At 43.3% G+C, this 22,483-nt stretch carries 19 protein-coding genes; 12 read left to right on the plus strand and 7 right to left on the minus strand.

Translation table 11 applies throughout. From position 1 onward, the window contains the following. The first annotated feature begins 50 nt into the window (after positions 1–50). The 6 genes from nuoJ to WDM69_RS03295 all read left to right on the plus strand — a co-directional run bounded on the left by nuoJ (position 51) and on the right by WDM69_RS03295 (position 7,435). The gene (nuoJ, locus tag WDM69_RS03270; RefSeq protein WP_338755865.1) at positions 51–779 is read left to right on the plus strand and encodes an NADH-quinone oxidoreductase subunit J; all 729 of its coding nucleotides are present in this window, start codon (positions 51–53) and stop codon (positions 777–779) included. Positions 780–877: 98 nt separating this feature from the next. Next, the gene (gene nuoK, locus WDM69_RS03275) at positions 878–1,219 is read left to right on the plus strand and encodes an NADH-quinone oxidoreductase subunit NuoK (protein ID WP_078306309.1); all 342 of its coding nucleotides are present in this window, start codon (positions 878–880) and stop codon (positions 1,217–1,219) included. A 2-nt stretch (positions 1,220–1,221) separates the two neighbouring features. Beyond that, positions 1,222–3,096 (plus strand): NADH-quinone oxidoreductase subunit L, encoded by a 1,875-nt coding sequence (gene nuoL, locus WDM69_RS03280; protein ID WP_338755670.1) that lies wholly within the window; start codon positions 1,222–1,224, stop codon positions 3,094–3,096. A 1-nt stretch (position 3,097) separates the two neighbouring features. Beyond that, positions 3,098–4,810: an NADH-quinone oxidoreductase subunit M gene (nuoM, locus tag WDM69_RS03285; protein ID WP_422393263.1), complete on the plus strand. Its 1,713-nt coding sequence runs from the start codon at positions 3,098–3,100 to the stop codon at positions 4,808–4,810. A 13-nt stretch (positions 4,811–4,823) separates the two neighbouring features. After that, positions 4,824–6,419 (plus strand): NADH-quinone oxidoreductase subunit N, encoded by a 1,596-nt coding sequence (locus WDM69_RS03290; protein ID WP_338755867.1) that lies wholly within the window; start codon positions 4,824–4,826, stop codon positions 6,417–6,419. A gap of 89 nt (positions 6,420–6,508) precedes the next feature. Further along, positions 6,509–7,435, plus strand: a complete 927-nt coding sequence (locus WDM69_RS03295; RefSeq protein WP_338755671.1) for a ferredoxin--NADP reductase — start codon at positions 6,509–6,511, stop codon at positions 7,433–7,435. A 79-nt stretch (positions 7,436–7,514) separates the two neighbouring features. Here the strand turns inward: WDM69_RS03295 and WDM69_RS03300 are convergent, their stop codons facing one another. Then, positions 7,515–8,219, minus strand: a complete 705-nt coding sequence (locus WDM69_RS03300) for a hypothetical protein (RefSeq protein WP_078306209.1) — start codon at positions 8,217–8,219, stop codon at positions 7,515–7,517. 284 nt (positions 8,220–8,503) lie between these two features. Here WDM69_RS03300 and WDM69_RS03305 point away from each other — a divergent pair, with 284 nt between their 5' ends. Both WDM69_RS03305 and WDM69_RS03310 read left to right on the plus strand, forming a co-directional pair. Continuing rightward, on the plus strand, positions 8,504–9,394 hold the full coding sequence (locus tag WDM69_RS03305; RefSeq protein WP_078306210.1) for an energy transducer TonB: 891 nt from the start codon (positions 8,504–8,506) through the stop codon (positions 9,392–9,394). 47 nt (positions 9,395–9,441) lie between these two features. After that, the gene (locus WDM69_RS03310; RefSeq protein WP_078306211.1) at positions 9,442–10,302 is read left to right on the plus strand and encodes a mechanosensitive ion channel family protein; all 861 of its coding nucleotides are present in this window, start codon (positions 9,442–9,444) and stop codon (positions 10,300–10,302) included. 138 nt (positions 10,303–10,440) lie between these two features. Here WDM69_RS03310 and WDM69_RS03315 read toward each other — a convergent pair whose 3' ends face one another. From WDM69_RS03315 to nirK, 3 genes are all read right to left on the minus strand, one after another. Next, positions 10,441–11,139 (minus strand): SCO family protein, encoded by a 699-nt coding sequence (locus tag WDM69_RS03315; protein ID WP_078306212.1) that lies wholly within the window; start codon positions 11,137–11,139, stop codon positions 10,441–10,443. A gap of 152 nt (positions 11,140–11,291) precedes the next feature. Further along, the gene (locus WDM69_RS03320; protein WP_078306213.1) at positions 11,292–12,128 is read right to left on the minus strand and encodes a formylglycine-generating enzyme family protein; all 837 of its coding nucleotides are present in this window, start codon (positions 12,126–12,128) and stop codon (positions 11,292–11,294) included. A gap of 265 nt (positions 12,129–12,393) precedes the next feature. Continuing rightward, the gene (gene nirK, locus WDM69_RS03325; RefSeq protein WP_078306214.1) at positions 12,394–13,902 is read right to left on the minus strand and encodes a copper-containing nitrite reductase; all 1,509 of its coding nucleotides are present in this window, start codon (positions 13,900–13,902) and stop codon (positions 12,394–12,396) included. A 393-nt stretch (positions 13,903–14,295) separates the two neighbouring features. Here nirK and WDM69_RS03330 point away from each other — a divergent pair, with 393 nt between their 5' ends. Beyond that, positions 14,296–14,814: an Rrf2 family transcriptional regulator gene (locus tag WDM69_RS03330; RefSeq protein ID WP_078306215.1), complete on the plus strand. Its 519-nt coding sequence runs from the start codon at positions 14,296–14,298 to the stop codon at positions 14,812–14,814. Positions 14,815–14,937: 123 nt separating this feature from the next. On the opposite strand, the gene WDM69_RS03335 is transcribed toward WDM69_RS03330, so the two are convergent. After that, on the minus strand, positions 14,938–17,214 hold the full coding sequence (locus WDM69_RS03335) for a nitric-oxide reductase large subunit (protein WP_078306216.1): 2,277 nt from the start codon (positions 17,212–17,214) through the stop codon (positions 14,938–14,940). A gap of 287 nt (positions 17,215–17,501) precedes the next feature. Between WDM69_RS03335 and WDM69_RS03340 the strand changes: the two genes are divergently transcribed. The 3 genes from WDM69_RS03340 to WDM69_RS03350 all read left to right on the plus strand — a co-directional run bounded on the left by WDM69_RS03340 (position 17,502) and on the right by WDM69_RS03350 (position 19,516). Next, positions 17,502–18,749, plus strand: a complete 1,248-nt coding sequence (locus tag WDM69_RS03340) for an NnrS family protein (protein WP_078306217.1) — start codon at positions 17,502–17,504, stop codon at positions 18,747–18,749. A gap of 133 nt (positions 18,750–18,882) precedes the next feature. Further along, entirely contained in the window at positions 18,883–19,095 is a 213-nt protein-coding gene (gene iscX / locus WDM69_RS03345; protein ID WP_078306218.1) for a Fe-S cluster assembly protein IscX, read from the plus strand. 25 nt (positions 19,096–19,120) lie between these two features. Beyond that, on the plus strand, positions 19,121–19,516 hold the full coding sequence (locus WDM69_RS03350) for a GNAT family N-acetyltransferase (RefSeq protein WP_078306219.1): 396 nt from the start codon (positions 19,121–19,123) through the stop codon (positions 19,514–19,516). Positions 19,517–19,685: 169 nt separating this feature from the next. Here the strand turns inward: WDM69_RS03350 and tgt are convergent, their stop codons facing one another. Continuing rightward, the gene (gene tgt, locus WDM69_RS03355) at positions 19,686–20,837 is read right to left on the minus strand and encodes a tRNA guanosine(34) transglycosylase Tgt (RefSeq protein WP_078306311.1); all 1,152 of its coding nucleotides are present in this window, start codon (positions 20,835–20,837) and stop codon (positions 19,686–19,688) included. A 242-nt stretch (positions 20,838–21,079) separates the two neighbouring features. After that, entirely contained in the window at positions 21,080–22,297 is a 1,218-nt protein-coding gene (gene queA / locus WDM69_RS03360) for a tRNA preQ1(34) S-adenosylmethionine ribosyltransferase-isomerase QueA (RefSeq protein WP_338755672.1), read from the minus strand. Positions 22,298–22,483 lie beyond the last annotated feature (186 nt).

A 22,483-nucleotide genomic window follows, 5' to 3' on the forward strand; every position in this document is an offset into this window, starting at 1 on the left:
TGTCTTTACTCACTGTTTCGACAGCACCGCTGTTGGCATTTCCATTGGCTATGTCTTCTGCCACCAGCTCTTTGGTTGGTTTTTATGTATTGGGTTTGGTCGCCATTATGGCCAGTCTTCGGGTTATCATGCACCCCAATCCTGTTCATGCCATTTTATCCATGATTGTGTCTTTGTTGGCGGTGGCAGGGATTTTCTTTTTGATTGGGGCTTCATTTGCAGGGGCTTTAGAAATCATTGTCTATGCTGGGGCGATTTTAGTGCTGTTTGTGTTTGTCATCATGATGCTAAATCTAGGACAAGCCAATGATGCCAAAGAAGCCAGTTGGCTTAATGGTCAAATATGGGCAACACCTGTGGGTGTGGCGTTAATCATTGCGTTGATATTGTTTGCGATGATTGCAGATATGGGGCAAGTTGCTTCTGTTGGTGATGCTGGATTAATCGGTGCTGATGAAGTTACCGCTCAGCAGGTGGGAATTCGCTTATTTACTGATTATGGATTGCTGGTGGAAGTGGCTGGATTATTGCTTTTGGCGGCATTGGTGAGTGCTTATCACATTGGCAAAAAAGCGATTGATGATGAAAATGTCAGTCATGGCAGTATGAAGCATGACATGTATGATGAACAAGGCGAGAAGATAATTGTCATTAATGACACAGATGACAGTAACCATGGTAATGATAATCATGGTAAAGTCCGTGCCCATCTGACCAAAGAGCTTGCCACTCAAGCCAAACATGGCAAAAAACTCAGTACCGATGAGGAGACGCCTTGATGTGGTTATTAGTTGGAGATGTCCACACTGTGGCAGATTCTGTACCATTTAGTGATGTGCCATTAGGTGAAGCCTTGGATTCATCAACCACAGTGGTGATGAGTCAAGCCCCACAAGTCAGTGAACAACTGCTTGGCTTTGTACCAATGGAACATGCTTTGATATTGGCAGGGATATTGTTCACCATTGGGCTTTGTGGCGTGATGGTACGCCGTAACCTATTATTTATGTTGATGAGTTTAGAGATAATGATGAATGCGGCGGCATTGGCATTTGTGGTGGCGGGCAGTCGCTGGTTAAATCCTGATGGGCAAATTATGTTCATCTTTATTTTGACCTTGGCAGCAGCAGAAGCCGCCATCGGTTTGGCAATTTTATTACAATTTTATCATCGTCGTCGGCACTTAGATGTCGATACGGCAAATGATTTGCGGGGGTAGGCATGAATTTATTGGCATTCACTTTCATTGCTCCCTTGATTGGTTTTTTGATGTTGGCGGTCATGCGTGACCGTTTAAATGAGATGGCGGCAACCATCATCGGTGTGGGCAGTATGGCTGTCTCAGCGGTGGTGGCATTGATTAGCTCAGTCATTTATTTAAGCAGTTATGACAGCGGTGCTGTTGTGGTCGTTACGCTGTGGCAATGGCTACAGGTGGGTGATTTTGCCCCTAAATTTGCTTTGGCATTTGATGGTTTGGCATTGACCATGACAGGCATCATCACAGGGGTGGGGTTTTTAATTCACTTATTTGCCAGTTGGTATATGAAAGGTGAAGCAGGATTTGCCCGCTTTTTTAGTTACATGAATCTGTTTGTCGCCAGCATGTTATTGTTGGTGCTGGCAGATAATTTATTATTGCTTTATCTCGGTTGGGAAGGGGTGGGCATCTGTTCTTATTTGCTGATTGGCTTTTATTTTAAAGAACGAGCCAATGGGCGGGCGGCGATGAAAGCCTTTACTGTAACTCGTGTGGGTGATGTGTTTTTGGCGTTTGGTTTGTTTTTATTATTTAAAGAATTAGGCACATTAAACATCAGCGACATCAATGAGTTGGCGGTCTTACATTTTGGCATGAATAATCCCATTTTGGTATTGGCAACTGCCATGCTGGTGGGTGGTGCTTGGGGCAAATCAGCACAACTGCCATTACATACTTGGCTTGCTGATGCGATGGCAGGACCGACACCTGTGTCGGCGTTAATCCATGCGGCCACCATGGTAACCGCTGGTGTTTACTTAATCGCTCGCATGCACCCACTTTTTTTATTAACGCCTAATATTTTGTTTTGGTGGGTTGGTGTGGTGGGTGCGTTGACGTTGGTGGTGGCTGGATTTTGTGCGTTGGCACAGACAGACATCAAACGCATCTTGGCGTATTCTACCATGAGTCAGATTGGTTATATGTTTTTGGCATTGGGCGTGGGGGCATGGCAGGCGGCAATTTTTCATTTAATGACTCATGCCTTTTTTAAAGCGTTGCTATTTTTGGGGTCAGGGGCGGTGATATTGGCGTATCATCACGAGCAGAATGTCTTTAAAATGGGTGGTTTGTATTATAAAAATAAATTTTTGTTTTATGTGTTTTTGGTTGGTGGTGGGGCATTGGTTGCCCTGCCATGGGTAACCGTGGGCTTTTATTCTAAAGAAGCCATTTTATGGGAAACTTATGCCACAGGGCATCAAAATCTGTTTTACATGGGGGTGTTTGGGGCATTTTTAACCGCCATTTATACGTTTCGCCTGATTTGGCTGACATTTTTTGGTGAAGAAAAAACCCCCATTCATCAGCTTTCTGGTATCAGTTATTGGTTACCGCTGGCGGTGCTGTTGCTGTTGTCGACAGGGGTTGGGGCGTTGATAACCCCCTCTTTAAGTGATGTCTTACCACAAGGGGTGGGGCAGATGCTTGAGCTGGCAGGAGATGCTCATGGTAAGCACACGTCTGAGTGGATTGCCATGGGGGCAACCTTGTTTGGTTTGGCAGTGGCGGTGGTGCTGTATGTGGTGAATCAGGGTCGATTGCTTAAAAAGTTTAAATGCTCTTGGATTGGGTCGGGGCTGTACCATTGGTGTCATCATGGGCTGGGATTTGATGCCTTATACGATTGGCTGTTTGTTAAACCCTTTATGTTGCTTGGTAAGCTGTTACAAAAAGACCCAATTGATAAGGTATGGAATGTGTTGCCTGTGCTTGCTGATGTGGGTAATAAGCTGACGCTTGGCATGCAAAACGGCTCTATTCGTGGTTATGCCACCAATTTTGCGATTGGTATGGCGGTGTTGCTTGTGATGGTTATGATGACGGTGGTATAAGATGATGGATTTACAAAACTCGTTACTATTACCTGCACTGATTGCCATTCCGTTTATCACAGGTTTTTTGTGTTGGTTGGCAGAAAAAATTGACCCACATTGGTCTAAGTGGACGGCCATTGTGGGCATGGTCATGACGCTGGGCTTGACGCTATTTTTATGGCAAGCAGGTGAGTATCATGGTTTAAGCCAACAAATACTTACCTCAAGTCATGTGCCAAACTGGACAGCCGAGTATGTGTTGCCTTGGATACCCAGTTTTGGCATCAGTTTTCATTTGGCATTAGATGGGCTGTCATTGCTCATGGTGATGCTGACGGCTTTACTTGGCATCATGGCAGTGGCATGTTCTTGGGGTGAAATTCAAAGGCGTGTGGGCTTTTTTCATCTTAATCTGCTGTTTAGTTTGGGCGGTGTGATTGGGGTGTTTTTGGCGGTTGATTTATTTTTGTTTTTCTTCTTTTGGGAGATGATGCTACTGCCCATCTACTTTTTGATTGCTCTTTGGGGGCATGATGCCATTGGTGGTAAGACCAAGGAATACGCCGCCACAAAATTTTTTATTTATACACAAGCCTCAGGCTTAATCATGTTGATTGGCATTTTGATGCTCATCATATTGCACCATGGCCAAACAGGCGTGATTACGTTTAATTATAATGAGCTGTTGGGTACTGATTTAGGACAATGGGAATATGTGGTGATGTTGTTGTTCTTTATTGGTTTTGCCGTCAAGTTGCCGATTGTGCCATTCCATGGCTGGTTGCCTGATGCCCATGCCCAAGCGCCTACGGCAGGCTCAGTGGATTTGGCAGGTATTTTAATTAAAACAGCAGCTTATGGCTTGATACGTTTTGTGTTGCCATTGTTTCCAACAGCCACTCAACAGTTTGCCCCCATTGCCATGACTTTGGGTTTGATTGGGGTGTTTTATGGGGCATGGTTGGCATTCATGCAAACTGACATTAAGCGTCTGCTTGCTTACACCAGTGTGTCGCATATGGGATTTGTGGTGTTGGCGATATTTGCTGGTACGCTTTTGAGTTTGCAAGGTTTAATGATACAGATGTTGGCTCATGGACTCAGTTCAGCGGCACTGTTTATCATGGCAGGTCAGTTATATGAACGCTTGCATACTCGTGATTTAAAGTTGATGGGCGGTATGTGGGGTAAGATGCGTTATTATCCTGCGTTACTGATGTTTTTCTGTGCAGCACTGTTGGGCATTCCAGGGACGGGTAATTTTATTGGCGAGTTTTTGATACTGTTTGGGGCGTTTGCCCAATATCCTTGGTATGTGGTGTTGGCAACCTTTAGCTTGGTATGGGCGGGGTTGTATTCGCTGATTCTGATTCATCAAGCTTTGTTTGGTGATGGTGATGGTGATGGCAAGCACATTGAACAGGCACTCATCAATCAGCCAGCCAACAGTCAATCAGCACATAAGAGCAAGCTGTCTGATATTAAGGTAACGTATCGAGATTTGAATGTGCGTGAAATTGGTATTTTGCTGACTTTAGCGGTTGGGTTGATTTGGCTGGGGCTGTTTCCACAAGCGTTTTTGGATACCAGCAGTAACAGCATGCAATGGATTACCAATGCGTATCAATCCAATGATTATCAACCCAATGCGTATCAACCCAATGGTCATCAGTCCAGTCAAGTAACCCAAGACGCAAGCCAATCAGCGTTGCACCAAGCAACTCATCAATAAGGGGCAATAAGTGATGTTGACCGTACTAAATTCTTTAAGTCCTTATTATCCCTTAGCACCTTTGGCCGTGTTGGTGATGACGCTGCTGGTGGTGATGTTGACCATCACTTGGCAACGGGTGCATTTTATCATCGGCACATTGACAGCCTTGGGTTTGAATATGGCGTTACTGGTGTTGGTCATGCAAATGACAGGCTTTTGGCAAATTGATGTGCCAGAAGGCATCAATACACATTTGTTTGTGTTTGACCGCTTTGCTTGGTTTAATGGTGTGGTGATTTTGTTGTGTGCGTTGGCGTGCACCAGCTTTACTTACGGATATTTTGAAACCTTTGAAGACCAAATCGAAGAGATGTATTTGCTGATTTTGACTGCCACCATTGGGGCAATATTGATGACAGCAGCCAATCATCTGGCAGCGTTATTTATGAGCCTTGAGTTATTGAGTGTGCCACTGTATGGCATGTTGAGTTATGCTTTTGGTCGCCGTCCTTCACTAGAAGCAGGATTAAAATATTTGGTTCTGTCCGCCACTGCTTCTGCCACTTTATTGATGGGCATGGCGTTGGTGTTTGCATCAACTGGCACGTTGTCTTTACATGAAATGCACCAAATGATGATGAATGGTGGCATTGACAGTTTGCTGATGGTTGGTATTGCCATGATGGTGTTTGCTGCTGCCTTTAAATTGTCTGCTGCTCCCTTTCATCAATGGACACCTGATGTCTATGAAGGCGCACCTGTGCCTGTCTCAACCTATATCGCCACTGTTTCTAAGGTGGCGGTGATGGCGGTGATGTTGCGATTCTTTATTGGTTCGGGTGCCATTTATGTTACCAGTGTGCAATCATTGTTGATGGTGATTGCCTCACTGTCAATCCTGTTTGGCAACCTATTGGCACTAAGACAGACCAACATTAAGCGTCTGCTTGCTTATTCATCGATTGCTCACATTGGTTATGCGTTGGTGATGTTGGTGAGTGTACAAGAAGTGGCATCAGCATTGGCCAGTATGTATATGGCGATGTATGCACTCAGTAGCATCGGTCTGTTTGGGGTGGTGGCGCTGCTGTCTAGCCCATACAAGGCTCGAGGTGAAGCGGTTGAGTTGGTGCATTATCATGGCTTGTTTTGGCATCGTCCTGTATTGACAGCGGTGATGACCATGATGCTATTGTCTTTGGCAGGCATTCCACTGACAGCAGGATTCATCACCAAATTTTATACGCTACTTTCTGCGGTGCAGGGTGGTCAATGGTTCTTGGCTGGTATGATTGTGCTGGGCAGTGCCATTGGTCTGTACTATTATTTGCAAGTGTTGATTACCTTATATCAACGCCCGTCACAACATCCCATATTATTGGCAAAACAGCAGGGCGATGTTACTGTCAGTTCAACCGCTGTCAGTCTAACCGCTATCAGAAACCAACGTGGTCAAATAGACCATAACGACCCTGTCAGCACAAAGCATTTGATATTTGATGTGCCGATGACATGGGGTGTTCAGTTTGGTGGTTTGGTGTTGGTGGGGGTGACTTTGATAATTGTTTACTTTGGTGTCCTGCCAAGCCAGTTGATTGAATGGTCAATGCTGATAATGCTAAGATGATGCGACAAGCAAACTTTGGTAAAAAAACTGGTAAAAAACCAAGTTTGGTAAATAAAAGTTCGGTAAATAAAAGTTTGGTAAATGAATGTATGAACAACGATAACATCTCAAACAACATAGCCACAGTCACAGTGACCGAAAAAACCACTTGGACCCCCAACTTATTTAGTTTTAAAGTAACACGTCCAAGCAATTTTAAATTTACGGCAGGGCAGTTTGTGCGATTGGGTGTTGTGCCAAAATGGCTTACTTTTTATCGGCAAACAACAAAGACGAATGACGCTGATATGGACAGCATTGACCATGTTGATGACAATGCTGATATAAAGCGTGTTGATGTGCAAAGCGAAGGCATTTTTCGAGCCTATTCCATTGTGTCATCGCCTTATGATGACCATTTGGAATTTTTTTCGGTGGTGATATCCGATGGTGAGTTCACCTCAAACCTACAGCATTTGCAAGTGGGGGACACACTCCTATTGAACACCACCCCCTTTGGTTTTTTAACCTTAGCACGCTATCAAAAACCTGCCCCAAAGGATTTGTGGCTATTGGCAACAGGGACTGGTGTTGCTCCATTTTTATCCATGTTACAAGACCCTGATACTTGGCAAAAGTATGATAATATTGTCTTAGCCTATAGCGTGCGGACACAAGCAGAATTGGCGTACGCCAATGCCATACCGAAAATTGCCAGTCAGTTTCAAGCATTGGTAGATGTGCCTGCTAAGTTTGTCTTTATTCCCATCATCACAAGAGAGCAACAGGTTACGGTAACGGATAAACTTAAAAATAAAAACATCACCATCACCAACACATTATATGAACGTTTACCTAAGCTATTATTAGGTCAGTTGCAAGAAGTGGCAGGGGTTGAGATGAATGTGGCACATTCGCACATCATGTTGTGTGGCAATCCACAGATGGTTGATGATACCAAAGAGTTACTCAAAAATATGGGTTATGCCATGAACCGCCGTGGTGAAGGTAATATTGCGGTAGAAAACTATTGGTAAATGATTGAGCTGGTCAATGATTGGCCAAATACATGCTGACCATCAGCATCTACCATTCATCTGCCATGGGTCGTTTTTCTTACTGTGTTGTGTCAGATGTGTTGGTTTCTGAATGTGGATTATCTGCATCGGTGATGACATCGCTACTGGCATCAGAAGCCAGCAAATCACGGTAATTGACTTGGGCATGTAAAATCAGTTGTTTAAATTGAGTCTGTGCGGTATTCACTTGCACTTTATGCAGCGTGTTCATGATTTTTTGGTTGTTTCTTAACCATCGCCCAATGTCAATATATAGCACGTTATCTTTGCTGTGAGCCAGATTAATTTTGCCTAATATCAGCCCTAATGGGTCTTTTTTAAGTAAGCGATGATAAGCATTAACACCTAACTTAATGGCTGTTGATTTAAGATAAGAGGTGCTATGTAACTCTAAAATTTCGGTATCGCTAATTTGTGCGAATACCAGACGTTGACGCTGACGGTCAAGTTGTATCTGTACCAAACGAAAATTGCTGGCAACATGGGCAAAAATGCCTTGAATATTGACGATGGCAAATAGTCGAAACCAGCCTTCATAAAGTTCAATACGCATCTGTAAAATGGCTTGTACGTTTTTGGTTACAAAACGACATAAAGCATCATTGACCTGCTTTTCTGATACCGTCAGTAGCATCTCATCGGTTATGGGTGCGGTGAGTTGATGCCATTTTTCTTCAATCACATTAAAGATGTGTTGCCATATTGTGCTATGAAAATCATTGGGTTGCATGGTTATGTTCATGGTTGCCCTTATTTATCTAAACTTATTTATCTAAATTAGCCATCTAATTATCAGTCGTCATTTTATGCTATTATGTGCCAGTTTGACAAATCCACAGTTTAAAAAATTTGTCAGCAGATTTTGGTCATCTTCTTAAGTGATTTTAATCTGTCATCTTAATTTTTTATCTGAGATTTTGTACTATTTTAGCTTTTTATCTTTAGTTTTTTATTGTTTTATCATTTTAGCCTTTTATTGTCTTAACATTATTGTCTTAATATGGCCAGATAAGAATTGTTCGGTTTATGGCACAACACATCAAAGACTCACACAGTTATTACCTTTCTGCCACTGTGACAAAAAAACGCAACAGCATGCCCATGGCAGTAAGCATTGCCCTGTTGGTGCATGTGGTGGTGTTGTTTGGTATCTCATTTTCAACGGGCAAAAACCCAGCCGACACGGTAAAAGATGTGGCAACTGCCTTGACTCAAAATACCCAAGAAAATGAAGAAGCTCACTTCATTGCCAATGCCAGTCAGCAAGGTGGTGGCAGTCATGACAACATTGAACGACAAGAAACATCACAAATTAGCCCACTTGAGAGTGAAACGTTACAAAAGACCCAAGATGTCATCAATCAACATCAGCAACAACGACAAACCCAATATCAACAAAGTTATTTACGAACCACTCTAAGCTGGCGTGAAACCAATAAAAATCATGATAATGACAGCGATAGCAACCATGAAAACTTAGAAGAGCAAACCCAAAAAGTACGAGATAAAATCGCCACACTAGAAGCACAACTGTCGCAACGTCAACAACAACTGGCTGCCAAAACCAAGATTGAAACGGTTGACAGCAATGCCACCACCTATGATAAAACCAGTGCTTACCTTGAAAAGTTTCGTCAACATGTTGAAGGGGTTGCTAACCAACATTATCCCATGCAGGCATTGGCTCAAGGCATCATAGGCGATGTGCGTTTGATGGTCATTATCAAGCCAGATGGCAATGTTAAAGCCATTCGTCTGCTTGAATCATCAGGTTCAACCATTCTAGATGAGGCGGCTAAACAGTCGGTGCGTCGTTCAGCCCCTTATGGGCATTTTACCCAAGAAATGCAAGATGTGCTTGAGTTGCGTATCATTCGTACATGGCGCTATTCGGGTGATGTTCAGGTGGCATATTAAGACATGCCCTAATAAACCAACTAATGCCAAACCAAATAGGAGAAATTATGTCAGCAAATAATCTAAACATACTGATTGACCAATGGCTTAATAAGGGCATAATCATGCTGGGGCAATTGGTTGTTGCACTATTGATATTCTTTATTGGTAAATGGTTGGTAAAAAAAGTTGTTCGCTTGGTTGATACCATGATGCAACACAGCAAACTGGATAAAACCGTTGCCAATTTCATGGGCAATATCTTATATGGCTTGTTGATGGCGGTTGTGGTGATGGCGGCCTTAAGCAGGCTTGGGGTGAACACCAATTCAGTGGTTGCCATTTTAGGGGGGGCAACGGTTGCTGTGGGTCTGGCACTAAAAGATCAGCTGTCTAATTTTGCCGCAGGAGTGATTATTGTGCTTTTTCGACCATTTAACAAAGGTGATATGATTGAAATTAAAGACAATAAGGGCAGAGTGAATGACATCACACTGGTTAATACTCGCTTAACAACATTAGATAATCATGAAATTGTGATTCCCAATTCACAAATTACCACCACTGCCGTTACCAACTTCAGTGCCATGCCCACTCGTCGAGTGCAGGTGGTGCTGGGTATTGGTTATGGTGATGACATTAAGACCGCCAAAGACATCTTATTATCCCTTGCTCAAGGTCATGAGTTGGCATTAAAAGACCCTGCTCCGACGGTTTTGGTTACAGACCTTGGTGATAGCTCTGTGGAACTGACATTAACCGTTTGGTCTGCCAATTCTGATTGGTGGAATCTTAAATGTGATTTGCTTGAACAAGCAAAATATGCCATGGATAATGCCAGTATTGAAATTCCATTCCCACAAAGTAGCATCAGTGTGGTTGGATTGGATAAGTTGTTGGCAGGGCAAAAATCTGATACTGGCTTGTGATGATAATCACAGAGCATTTGAAATGCCTTGCCAAAGACAGGGCATGATTTTTTGTGAATGTTTTTGCTGATGGTTTGTTTAAATCAACTTAATTTTGGTTGATGCAATTTCGGTTGATGTCATTTTGGTTAATGTTACTTAGGTTAACGCCGCCACAACAGCATCTTCACCTGCGGTGCTTGTGCCATTGGCTTGCTCAATCATTTTGCCATGCTCATCTAATACCATGATGGCGTTGGAATGATTAATCATACCACCTTCAGCGTGTTGATAGCGGATATTCATGGTGTTGGCAAGCATACGCACATCATCATCACTGCCATTTAAGAAAGTCCAATGTTCATCAGCCTTGTAATGCTCACCAAAGTTCTTCAAAATGGCTGGGGTGTCTCGCTCAGGGTCAAAGCTCACCACCAAAAATCCTGTGTTGGCACGCACCTCTTCAGGCAGTTTGTCTTGAATGTTTTTCATGCTACGCATCATAAATGGGCAGACTTCTTTACAACTGGTATAGATAAAGGCAACCACTTGTTTTTGCCCTGCCAAACTGTTTAAGTCAAAGGCGTTGCCATCTTGGTCTTTCCAATCGCCTTCCACCAGATATACTGACTCTTCTAAGGCAGGTGCTGGTGTGTCCGCCACAGGCAACTCAATATGTTCATGATGACCATGACCATGCCCATCATGTCCGTGTGCGTCGCCATGGGCAGCATGTTCATGGGCGTGTTCTGTGGAGACCACCTCGCCATCATGGGTGGTTTGGTCGGCTTTTTGTTCGGTTTGTTGGCAGGCACTCAAAAGTAGGGCAATGCTGCTGGCTAAGATGAGTTTTTTCATGATTTGCTCCTGATTGATGTGGCGTTTTTTGCCACAGATGCTAAGTGGTTACTGTTAATTCGCTGGTTGACTGATTGTCATCAATTCTGATTGTCATCAATTGGTTCGTTTTGTGCAATTTTGCTAATCATTTGTTTAAGCGTGGCTGATTTTTAATCTTTTGCACAGCGAAATCCCAAGCTTTTTAGGGCAAATTGAGATTGTAAGCTTGAGCGAAAACCGTAACGCATAAAAGCGGCATAATCTGATGGGTCGGGTGCACCTGCTGCACCAGAACCACAAAACATGGTTTGGTTTAATGTGCTGTCTGCTCGTGATTCACCTGACACCAGATTGCTGTTAAAGTCTTGTGTCCATTCCCAAATCAGGCCGTGCATGTCGTACACACCCCAGTAGTTGGCTGGGCTTTGGGCCACACGCTTTAATGGCATGGTGGCAGATTTGGTATACCAGTCTAAAATGGTTTGGTTATACCCTTTTTCTTGACTGCCATTGATGCGAGTGGTTGACGCTTGTGCGACATATTCCCATTCTGCAATCTTAGGTAAGCGTTTGCCTTGAGCTTTACAATAAGCGTTGGCGGCATACCATGAGACATTCACCACAGGTTTATCAACATCGGCTGGGTTTGGATAATAACCTTGGCGTGTTTTTTGCCAGTGAGCCAAATAGTCAGGTTCAGCAAAAAGCTTGGCGATGTTTTGTTTTTGCCATTTGGGATTGTTTGCGACAAATTTGGCAAATTGTTGGTTGGTTACGGGTATTTTATCAATGTGAAAATTACCCACGGTCACCATGGGGCTGTCTTCACTTAAGTATAAAGGGCGATATGTGCCACCTTTGATGCTTGCCATGGCATTGGTGTCAGTTTTGGCGTGGGCGATGGGCTGGGGTGATAACACAAACGCTACTAAAGCCACAACCAAAGAGCTGATGACATTATCCCACGCAGTTAAGTGAGCCAATGTGTTGGTGTGAGTTAATCTCATCAGACTTTCTCCTTATTCACAAGCTTTTAACTACCTTTTAACAATACTTTAATAACTTCTAGCTTTATTAAGCTTTCACTTAATTCAGCATCAAGCTTTTGTACTTTTTAGCATACACCTTTTAGCATGGCTTTTAAACACACACACACTTTGGGTATTATTGGGCATAAAAAGCATTAAAACCATTAAGCACATCATGGCTTGCCACATAAGACAGCCATGATGCTCAATGAAAACCAGCGGATATCTTAATCAAACTTTAAGATTAGTTTGGCTTGGTTTTTTTTGCTTTTGCCACATCATCTGCACTGAGTTGACCGCCTTTGTTACCAAAGCTGTTAAGCGTGTAGGTGATGACATTGGCAATCTGTTGGTCGCTCAGAGCAATCGCAGGCATGACGCTTTCATATTGGCTGCCATTGACGGTAATCTTACCAGACAATCCATTTGCCACGATGCTGGCAGCACGAGCGTGGTCGGCGTTCAGATAGTCAGAGTTGGCAAGCGGTGGGAAAGCGTTTGGTACGCCTTTACCATCAGGTTGGTGACAAGCAGCACAGTTAGAGTCATAGGTTGCCTTACCTGCTTGAATCTGCTCTTGTAAGTTGGCTGGTGCAGGTATTTTGGGTGCTTCTTGGGTGTCAATCGCTTGTGCTGCACCCTCTGGCAGATAGACAGCGTCTGTTTGTTTGTGTGAATAAATCTCATGATTTTCTTCACCTTCCACCTTAAGTATGCCCAATGCCCCTTTGTTAAAGGCACGGAAGATGGCATGGTCAACCAAGACATAATCACCCGGCACATCCACCTTAAATTCAGTGATGGCAGCACCACCTGCTGGGATTAGCGTGGTTTGGATATTGTGGTTAACGCCATTGCCGCCCTCAAAGTGAACTTTATCAAAAATCTCACCAATGACATGGAATGATGATGTCAAATTCGGGCCGCCGTTACCCACAAATAAGCGAACAGTTTCGCCAACCTTGGCTTTTAGAGCATTTTCACCAGTCAACGCCCCCACCGAACCATTAAAGACAACATATTCAGCATCTTCTCGAATGGCTTTTTCCATATCAAAGGGCTGTAGACCTTGTTCGCCATATTTGCCTTTGGTATAAAAATCGCCTTGCATGACATAGTATTCTTTGTCTACTTTTGGCAAGCCCTCTTTTGGTTCAACCAAAATCAAGCCATACATGCCATTAGCAATGTGCATGCCAACAGGGGCAACCGCACAGTGATAGACATACAAACCAGGCTGTAAGGCTTTAAAACTAAAGGTTGATGTATGACCCGGTGCGGTAAATGACGCTTCTGCCCCACCGCCTGGCCCTGTGGCGGCGTGAAAGTCAACATTATGGGGCATTTTTGAATCTGGGTGGTTTGAGAACTGCACTTCGATGGTGTCGCCTTCACGTACACGAATCATCTGCCCTGGAACTTGACCGCCAAATGTCCAAAACTGATATTCCACGCCATCTGCCAGACGCATGACTTTTTCAACGGTTTCCATTTTTACCACCACTTTGGCGGGGTGGTCACGGTCAACAGGTGGTGGCACTTCTGGTGCATGCGTAACAATGGCATCAATGACAGGCAACTCGCCTTGATGTTCTTGTGAGGCAGCATTATCTGCCTCTGCCGTCTTGGCAGCAGCATCTACCGTGCTGCTTTTTGGCTGGGCGGCTTTGTCCGCTTGATTGCTACAACCGCTGAGCATCAATGCACTTAAGGCACAAATTAAGGTTGTTTTTATCAAAATAGGCTGAGACATATGGGTTCTCCTTATAGAAAGGTTGCCTGTAATTTTCTTCAATGCCATCAATAAAAATAAAAAGCACAGAAAGGTTAAAATGCCTAGAAAAGGCACTTAAAATACATGTCAAACACATGTATAATGCCATATCCTTAACATGTATTTTAAATACATTTTTCTTAAAAGTAAACAAATTTTTCAATCTTTTTACATCAATGTTTTATCATGTAAATTAATTGTCATTGAAAACAATAATGATTGTTATTAATTTTTAAATTTGCTAGAATTCCTAGATTTTTTGCTTGAGTTTGCATGGATTTAATTTGCATGGATTGAGATTGGGCGTTTTAGATTGAGCGTTTTAAATTGACCGATGGCGTGTCAAGATGAACATGGTTGCAGAGTGTGATTATGAGATTAACTCAATACAGTGATTTTGCGTTGCGTGTGCTGATTTATTTGGCGACCATGCCCAATGATGATGAATTGGTACGCATTGATGACATTGCCAAAAGCTATGGGATTTCTAAAAATCATTTGACCAAGGTCATTCATCAGTTGAGCAAGCTTAAAGTCATTGACAGTGCGCGGGGTAAAAACGGTGGCATTCGCTTGGCAATGCACCCCAAAAACATCAATGTTGGTAGTATCATTCGCCAAACAGAGCCAGATTTTTTTGTGGTGGCGTGTTTTGCTGATGAGCCAGCACAAGATGATGTGATGACAGATAATTTGATAAAAATCAAAACTTTGGATTTGTCTGTGGGGCAGCCCGCCCTGTCTTGTGTCATCTCACCTGCTTGTCATTTAAAGCAGGTTTTTGCCGAAGCCACCAAGGCATTTTTGCAGGTTTTGGACAGCTATACGCTGGCGGACATCATCAGCAACACCGATGAGCTAAGGCACTGTTTGTCTTTATATGATGGGTAGTTTGCTCATTTGCGGTCAATGATGGCTGGATTTATTCAAACCACTATCAACCATAAAAAATCCCCCAACGATTTTGGGGGAATTTTGTTGATAAGAACGAATACTTTGGACATCACATGAGGGTTAGTCTGTGATGGGTGTGTCATGTTTTGGGTGTTTTGGTGATTGACCAAATACCAATTTGACCACCTGTAAAGCGATGCTCACGCCACCGATGATAAAGACCACATCACCAAAGGTACGCACCCAACGCAATGTTTCTAAAAAGTCTTGTTGTAAGAAGCCTTCACTTCTGGCATACCACAAGCCTTCGGTGATAGACGCATAGGCTTGATAGATACCAATTGGCAACAAGCTGGTAAAAATCATCAGTAACAGGCCAAGGTTTAATCCCCAAAAGCCAGTTTTCATCAATTTATCACTGAAGCGATATTCAGGACGCAAATAACGCACAATCAACAGCACAAAGCCCAATGCCAAGAAGCCATACACGCCAAATAAAGCTGCGTGAGCGTGGACAGGTGTGGTGTTCAGACCTTGCAGATAAAACAGTGAGATGGGTGGGTTAATCATAAAGCCAAACACACCTGCTCCCAACATGTTCCAAAATGCCACGGCAACAAAGCACAGCACAGGCCATTTTAAACGCTCCATCCATTTGGCATGGCGTTGCATTGACCAGTGTTCATAACCTTCGTAACCCAAGACAATCAAAGGCACCACTTCCAAAGCACTAAATGACGCACCGATTGCCATGATTGGCGTGGTTGTGCCTGTGAAATATAAGTGATGGAATGTGCCAGGCACACCGCCCAATAAAAACAAGGCAGCTGATGCAATTGAAGAGCCTGTGGCGATTTTTTTGCTCACCAAACCTAAGTTATAAAAAATAAAGGCAATGGACACGGTGGCAAAGACTTCAAAGAACCCTTCTACCCATAAATGCACCACCCACCAACGCCAGTATTCCATGATGGCAATCGGGGTATGTTCACCGTAAAACAAGCCTGAGCCATAAAATAAGCCCACACAAACCACAGAAGCAACAAAGATGAACAACAGATTCTTATCGCCTTCACCTTTAAAGCCAGCCAGCACACCACGCAACATCAAGACCAGCCAGAATAACACCCCAACCCATTTTAGGATTTGCCAAAAACGCCCTAAATCAATAAATTCATAGCCTTGATGACCAAACCAAAAGTTAAGATGAGCAGGCATGATGTGAGCGATGGCAAGGTATTGACCGATGTATGAGCCAACCACCACAATGATTAACGCCACCCATAACAAATCCACCCCAAGCTTTTGATATTTGGGGTCTTTACCGCCATGAATGATGGGCGTAACAAACAAACCGATTGCCAAAAAGGCGGTGGCAATCCAGAACAAGGCAGATTGAATGTGCCAAGTACGAGCCAAAGAATAAGGGATAAAATCAGACACAGGAATGCCATAGAAGTCTTGACCTTCAATGGTATAGTGAGCCACAAAGCCCCCTAAGAATATCTGCACCACAAACAACGCCACCACCAAAAAGGCGTATTTGGCTAAGGCTTTTTGTGAGGGTGTCAGCTCAATTAGGCTTAATGGGTCTTGTTTTGGTACGGTTAATTTAATGTCATCTTCTTCTTGTTTGTGCAAGAATGCCCAACCCCAAATCAAAAGACCAATGCCCGCCAATAAGAACACCACACTGGCAATCGACCACATCACATTTTCAGCGGTAGGCACATTGTCAATTAAAGGTTCATGCGGCCAGTTGTTGGTATAAGTGGCAACCGTTCCTGGGCGATTGGCGGACGATGTCCACGCTGTCCAAAAATAAAAATGAGCCAGATTTTGACGAGCCGTCAAATCAGGCAATGTGTTATTTTTCATGGCAAAACTTTCACGAGAGCTGGCAAGCTCTGGGGTGTCGCCATATAAATCAATGTAATAAGGTGCAACTTGGTTAATCGCTGCTATGCGAGTGTCGGATAACATCACCGTGTTGTCTGACCCCATGCCACTGCCACGGTACTCTTCTTTGAGCTGTTGTTGTAAGCCCATTTTTTCAATGCTGGTCAGCTCATCAAACGCCTTGCCATGCTCGGCTTGGGCTTTGATGTTAAGCCATGCAACCAGCTCACGATGCAACCAATCGGCTGTCCAGTCAGGGGCTTGATACGCACCGTGGCCATAGACTGAACCCAACTGCATACCGCCTGTTGATTGCCAAGCGGATTGACCGTCTAAAATGTCTTGTTTTGTGATTAAAGTTTGACCTGATGAGTCAACGAACTTATCAGGAATGGGTGGAGTGGTGCGGTAAATCTCAAAACCGCCCCAACCCAATAAGGTAAAGGTAACGAGCAATGTGATGATAAGCCCCCACCAATGTTTTTTATATTCACCCATGACCATATTCCTCATATTGTTTAGGTGGTATGTGTTGCTTTTTAACGTCATAACGGTCAGATTGACAGGGTGATGTCTTTATGCAGACGGTTATGGTGTTAAATTCATTATCAATTAACCATCATTCATCATAATTACGATAAAATAAAACAACTGACATAAAATGACAGATGATGAATCATTAAAGATGATTGAAGTATAACATGTATTTAAAATATATGTTAATATTTTCCATCAAGATTGTGATGTATTGTAAGTAAGCACTGATTTATTTTGTGAGAATATGTATGCAAATTTCTTTACCCAAATCACCCCCAAAATCGCCACACCCCATTTTAAACCTAGGCTTTCGCATCTTTTTTGTGAGTGCCAGTGTGTTTGCGGTGCTGAGCATGTTGGCGTGGTATGCCTTGTTACATGGGCATGTCAACTTGGTCGATGCCCAAGGTTTGCCCCTTAAAAATGTGCCAATGGCATTTTATTGGCATGCCCATGAAATGCTTTATGGTTATGCCTGTGCGGTGATTGCTGGGTTTTTATTAACCGCCGTGAAAACGTGGACAAGCCAGCCAATGCCTTATGGTTGGTCGTTATTTGGTATTTTTTTACCGTGGGCAATGGCTCGGTTGATGTGGTTGGCTCTGCCGTTGGTCAGTGCTGATGCCACACTGGTAACGGTGGTGATGTGGCTGGCTGGTTTGATGGACATGCTATTTTGGACGTTATGCACATTTGCGGTCATTCGCCCTGTATGGAAGGTTAAGCAAAAACGTCAAATTGGCATCGTGGCGAAGCTGTCATTATTATGGGTTAGCCAATTGTTGTTTTATGTGGGTGTGTTGATGGGGCAACTGAGCTTACAAAAAGTGGGGCTGTATTTGGGGTTGTATTTGATTATTGGTGTGGTATTGACCATTGGCAGACGAGTATTGCCGTTTTTTATTGAGCGTGGGGTTGATGAAGAGGTAACACTAAAAAATTCAGCGTTGTTGGATAAATTAAGCTTGGTCAGTTTTTTTGTGTTTATGCTGGTTGATGTGTTTTGGGGCAATGCGTGGTTACTTAGCTTGAGTGCTTTGGCAGTGGCAGTGATTAATGGCTTGCGATTGTTGGGCTGGCACACCAAAGGCATTTGGAAAAAGCCGTTATTGTGGTCGTTATATGGGGCGTTTATTGCCATGTGTTTGGGTTTTGTGTTGTTTGCCGTCCAGCCTTGGCTTGGCTTTAGCCACAGTTTACCTGTGCATGTGTTGGCGTTATCTGGCATCGGTTTGATGACATTGGCGATGATGAGCCGTGTCAGTCTTGGTCATACAGGCCGTAATATTCATCAGCCATCACCTTGGGTAACGGTGCTATTGCTATTGATGACGACGGCGGTGGTCATTCGTGGGCTGTTACCGATTGTGCTGCCCAATCACTACATGACCTTGATTACGCTGTCGCAAGGGCTATGGGTGGTTAGCTTTGTGATTTTCTTGGTCATTTATTTGCCAATTTTGTCTAAACCAAGACCTGATGGGTTGTTTGGTTGATGCTCATTCATGGCTTTGTCAAAAATTTTTTGCTGATTGCCTTTGTTAAAGGCACGCATTTACGCTAATATGTTTAAGCTTATGTTTTTAAGCGTATGTTTCTTTTTTATTTTAATGGCTGGTGAGAGAAATCATGTCAATAAATTCTCCGTTAAAATGGTCCGATAGCCTAGAGATTGGCATTCAATTGGCGGATAAATTTCCCGAAACTGACCCACAATATGTTCGTTTTACCGATTTGCATCGTTGGGTAACCGAACTGGATGGTTTTGATGACAATCCCAATGCGTCCAATGAGCGAATTTTAGAAGCCATTCAAATGGTCTGGATAGATGAAGCGGATTAATAAAACAGATTGACGGGAGATGATAATGACCATCGTCTATCAAGTAAATAAAAAGGTGAGTCTTGAGCAGTTTGTTTTTGTATTAACTGACAGCACCTTGGCCAAGCGTCGCCCAACAGATGATGCCAGTGTCATGCAAGCCATGCTGGACAATGCTGATTTGACCGTAACCGCTTGGCAAGAAGAGAAACTGGTGGGCATCGCTCGCTGTGTGACCGACTTTGCCTACTGTTGCTATTTATCGGATTTGGCAGTCAGTGAACACCTGCAACATCAAGGCATTGGCAAAAAGCTCATTGCGTTGGTAGAAGAGCAATTGCCAAAAACTTGTAAGCTGATTTTGTTAGCATCACCCAAAGCATCAGAATATTATGGCAAAATTGGCTTTACACAGCATCCAAGGGCATGGGTAAAATCCTGATTAAAAATGCCAAAATATGACACGACACCTAATCACAGCACATAATAAGGGACAAACTCACGTTGACTTATATTGTCGCCAATGACGGCAGCGAATGGCGGTTAAGTTATTTGGCAACTTAAGTTATTTAGCAACTTAAGTTATTTAGTAACCAGGCTTACCATGCTCACTACTTAAGCATCAGCTTGGGTACGGATTGTCCACGTTTGGCATAAAATGCGGTTACAAACGCATCAAAGCGATTTTCTTCTATTGACTGACGAATGCCCGCCATTAGGCGTTGATAATACCTTAGGTTATGAATGGTGGCAAGCTGAGCCCCCAGCATTTCTTTACATTTGTTGAGATGATATAAATAAGCACGGCTAAAATTTTGACAGGTATGGCAGTCGCATTCTGGGTCAAGGGGGCGTTCGTCCGTACGATATTGGCTGTTACGAATACGCACCACACCTTGATTGTCAGGGTTGCCTGTTACAAAGTAGTGGCCGTTGCGAGCGTTGCGAGTGGGCATGACACAATCAAACATATCTACGCCACGGCGTACGGCTTCTAAAATGTCTTCTGGTTTGCCCACGCCCATTAAATATCTGGGTTTATCACTGGGCATGTCATTGGGTAGGTAGTTGAGTACCGCCATCATCTCTTCTTTAGGCTCACCAACCGATAATCCACCAATGGCATAGCCATCAAAGCCAATGTTAAGTAGCCCATCTAATGATGTCCGTCGCAAATCTGGATACATACTGCCTTGAATGATGCCAAATAAGGCATTGTCATTGCCCAGTTTGCGATGTTCATCAACACATCGTTGCCCCCAACGCAATGATAACTCTAGCGATTTTTTGGCTTCATCATGGCTGGCAGGGTAGGGCGTGCATTCATCAAACTGCATGACGATGTCAGAATTTAAACTGTATTGGATTTGCATGGATTTTTCTGGTGATAAAAACACCTTTGCCCCATCAATGGGCGATTTAAAATATACGCCCTCTTCGGTGATTTTACGCATTTGACCAAGGCTAAACACTTGAAAGCCACCCGAATCGGTTAAAATGGGCTTATCCCAATGGATAAATGAGTGCAACCCACCAAACTGGTCAATGACATCTGTGCCAGGGCGTAACCATAAATGAAAGGTATTGCCTAAGATGATGTCTGCTCCGATGTCGTGAATGTCACGGGGTAACATGCCTTTGACTGTGCCGTAAGTGCCAACAGGCATAAAGGCAGGGGTTTGTACATCACCATGATTAAGATGAACCGTGCCACGTCTGGCTCGGCTGTTGCCAGTGGCAGTTTTATGTAGGGTGAATTGCATAAAGTGTCTTTTATCCAATAAAGTTAAAAAAATAAAAGTTAAAAAAATATGAAAGGCAGATTTTGATGATAAATAGCTCATCACAACAGCTTCGACAGCATCAAGCTGGGTCTGATTGGTGATGTTAAGTTTATTTATCAAGGGGCTGTTGCCCACTTCACCTTGAAAGTCATGCGTTGCGACGAGTTGTTCAGTTTAGCATATTTGTTCATATGTGTTCATTGATGGTGATTGACAGTGATTTACGTTAGTTTATCCAACAGCATCGCATCGCCATAACTAAAAAATCGATATTTCTGCTGAATGGCGTGTTGATAGGCGTGTTCAATTTGTGTTTTGCCAGCAAACGCTGAGACCAACATCAATAACGTGGATTTTGGTAAATGAAAATTGGTTAATAGTCTGTCAACAACTCCAAACTTAAAGCTTAGATAAATAAAAATATCCGTATCACCTGCCCATGCTGATAACGTTGGTTTATCAAAACTGGCAGTTTTTTGAAAAGCCGTTTCTAACACTCGAGTCACGGTTGTGCCAACCGCCACTACTTGACCACCATTGGACTTGACTTGGTTAATCAAATCAGCCGTCATTTGGGGTAATTCGGCATATTCACTGTGCATTTTATGACTTAAAATATGATTGGTTTTGACAGGGGCGAATGTACCAGCACCAACGTGGAGCGTAACAAAAGCCGTATTCACCCCTTTTATGTTTAATTGATTGAGAATGTTATCGTCAAAATGTAGACTGGCAGTTGGGGCGGCAACACTTGCCATTTTTGTGGGGTCAAAAAATACCGTTTGATACCGTTGGTCATCACCATCATCTGCACGTCTGTCAAAATAAGGAGGAATGGGTAATTCACCATGCTGCTCTAAATCTGGCAAAACTGGTTTGGTAAATCCCACCACAAACAGATTGTTTTGTCGTGCCAATACTTTGCCTTGCATGTGTCCGTTCGCTAGTATGATGTGTTGTTCTAATTTGGGTGCTTTGCTGGCTTTGATGTGGCATAAGGCAAGGTATGGGTAGGTTTTATGATGTTCTTTATTTTGTGGGCAGGTCTGTAGGCAGGTTGCATCAACTGTATTTTTATTTTTGTCAAAAGCAGAGTTGTTAAAAGCAGGGTTTAAAATGGGGTCAATGCGTTCTACCAATACTTCTATTTGACCACCTGTGTCCTTTTGCCCAAACAGACGAGCTTTCATGACCTTGGTGTCGTTAAACACCACCAAATCACCTTGATTTAATAAACTGGGTAAGTCAGCAAATTGTTTGTCTTGGGGCTGTTGATTGGCAGGCAAATATAACAGCCGAGAAGCTGACCGCTGAGCCAATGGATAGCGAGCAATCAGTTCATCAGACAACTCATAATCATAATCATTGACGCTTAAATTGACGCCTGGGTTATTGATGCTTGGTTGATTGACGCTTGGGTGGCGGTCAGGTGCGTTCATGGCAAAATCTCAGTGGATACAATAACAAAACGGTTTATTTTAGCAAATCTTATCCATTACTCAAGATAAAACGCCGCCATATTAACGCTTTCACATTGATGTGTGTGATTGGCGATTGGTGATGGCTGGTTTTTTTGGTCAACTGGCTAGATTGGTTATCTGATGAGATTATGAGTATAATGTGCC

This window comes from Lwoffella lincolnii (assembly GCF_037201985.1).
Taxonomy (GTDB): Bacteria; Pseudomonadota; Gammaproteobacteria; order Pseudomonadales; family Moraxellaceae; genus Psychrobacter; species Psychrobacter lincolnii.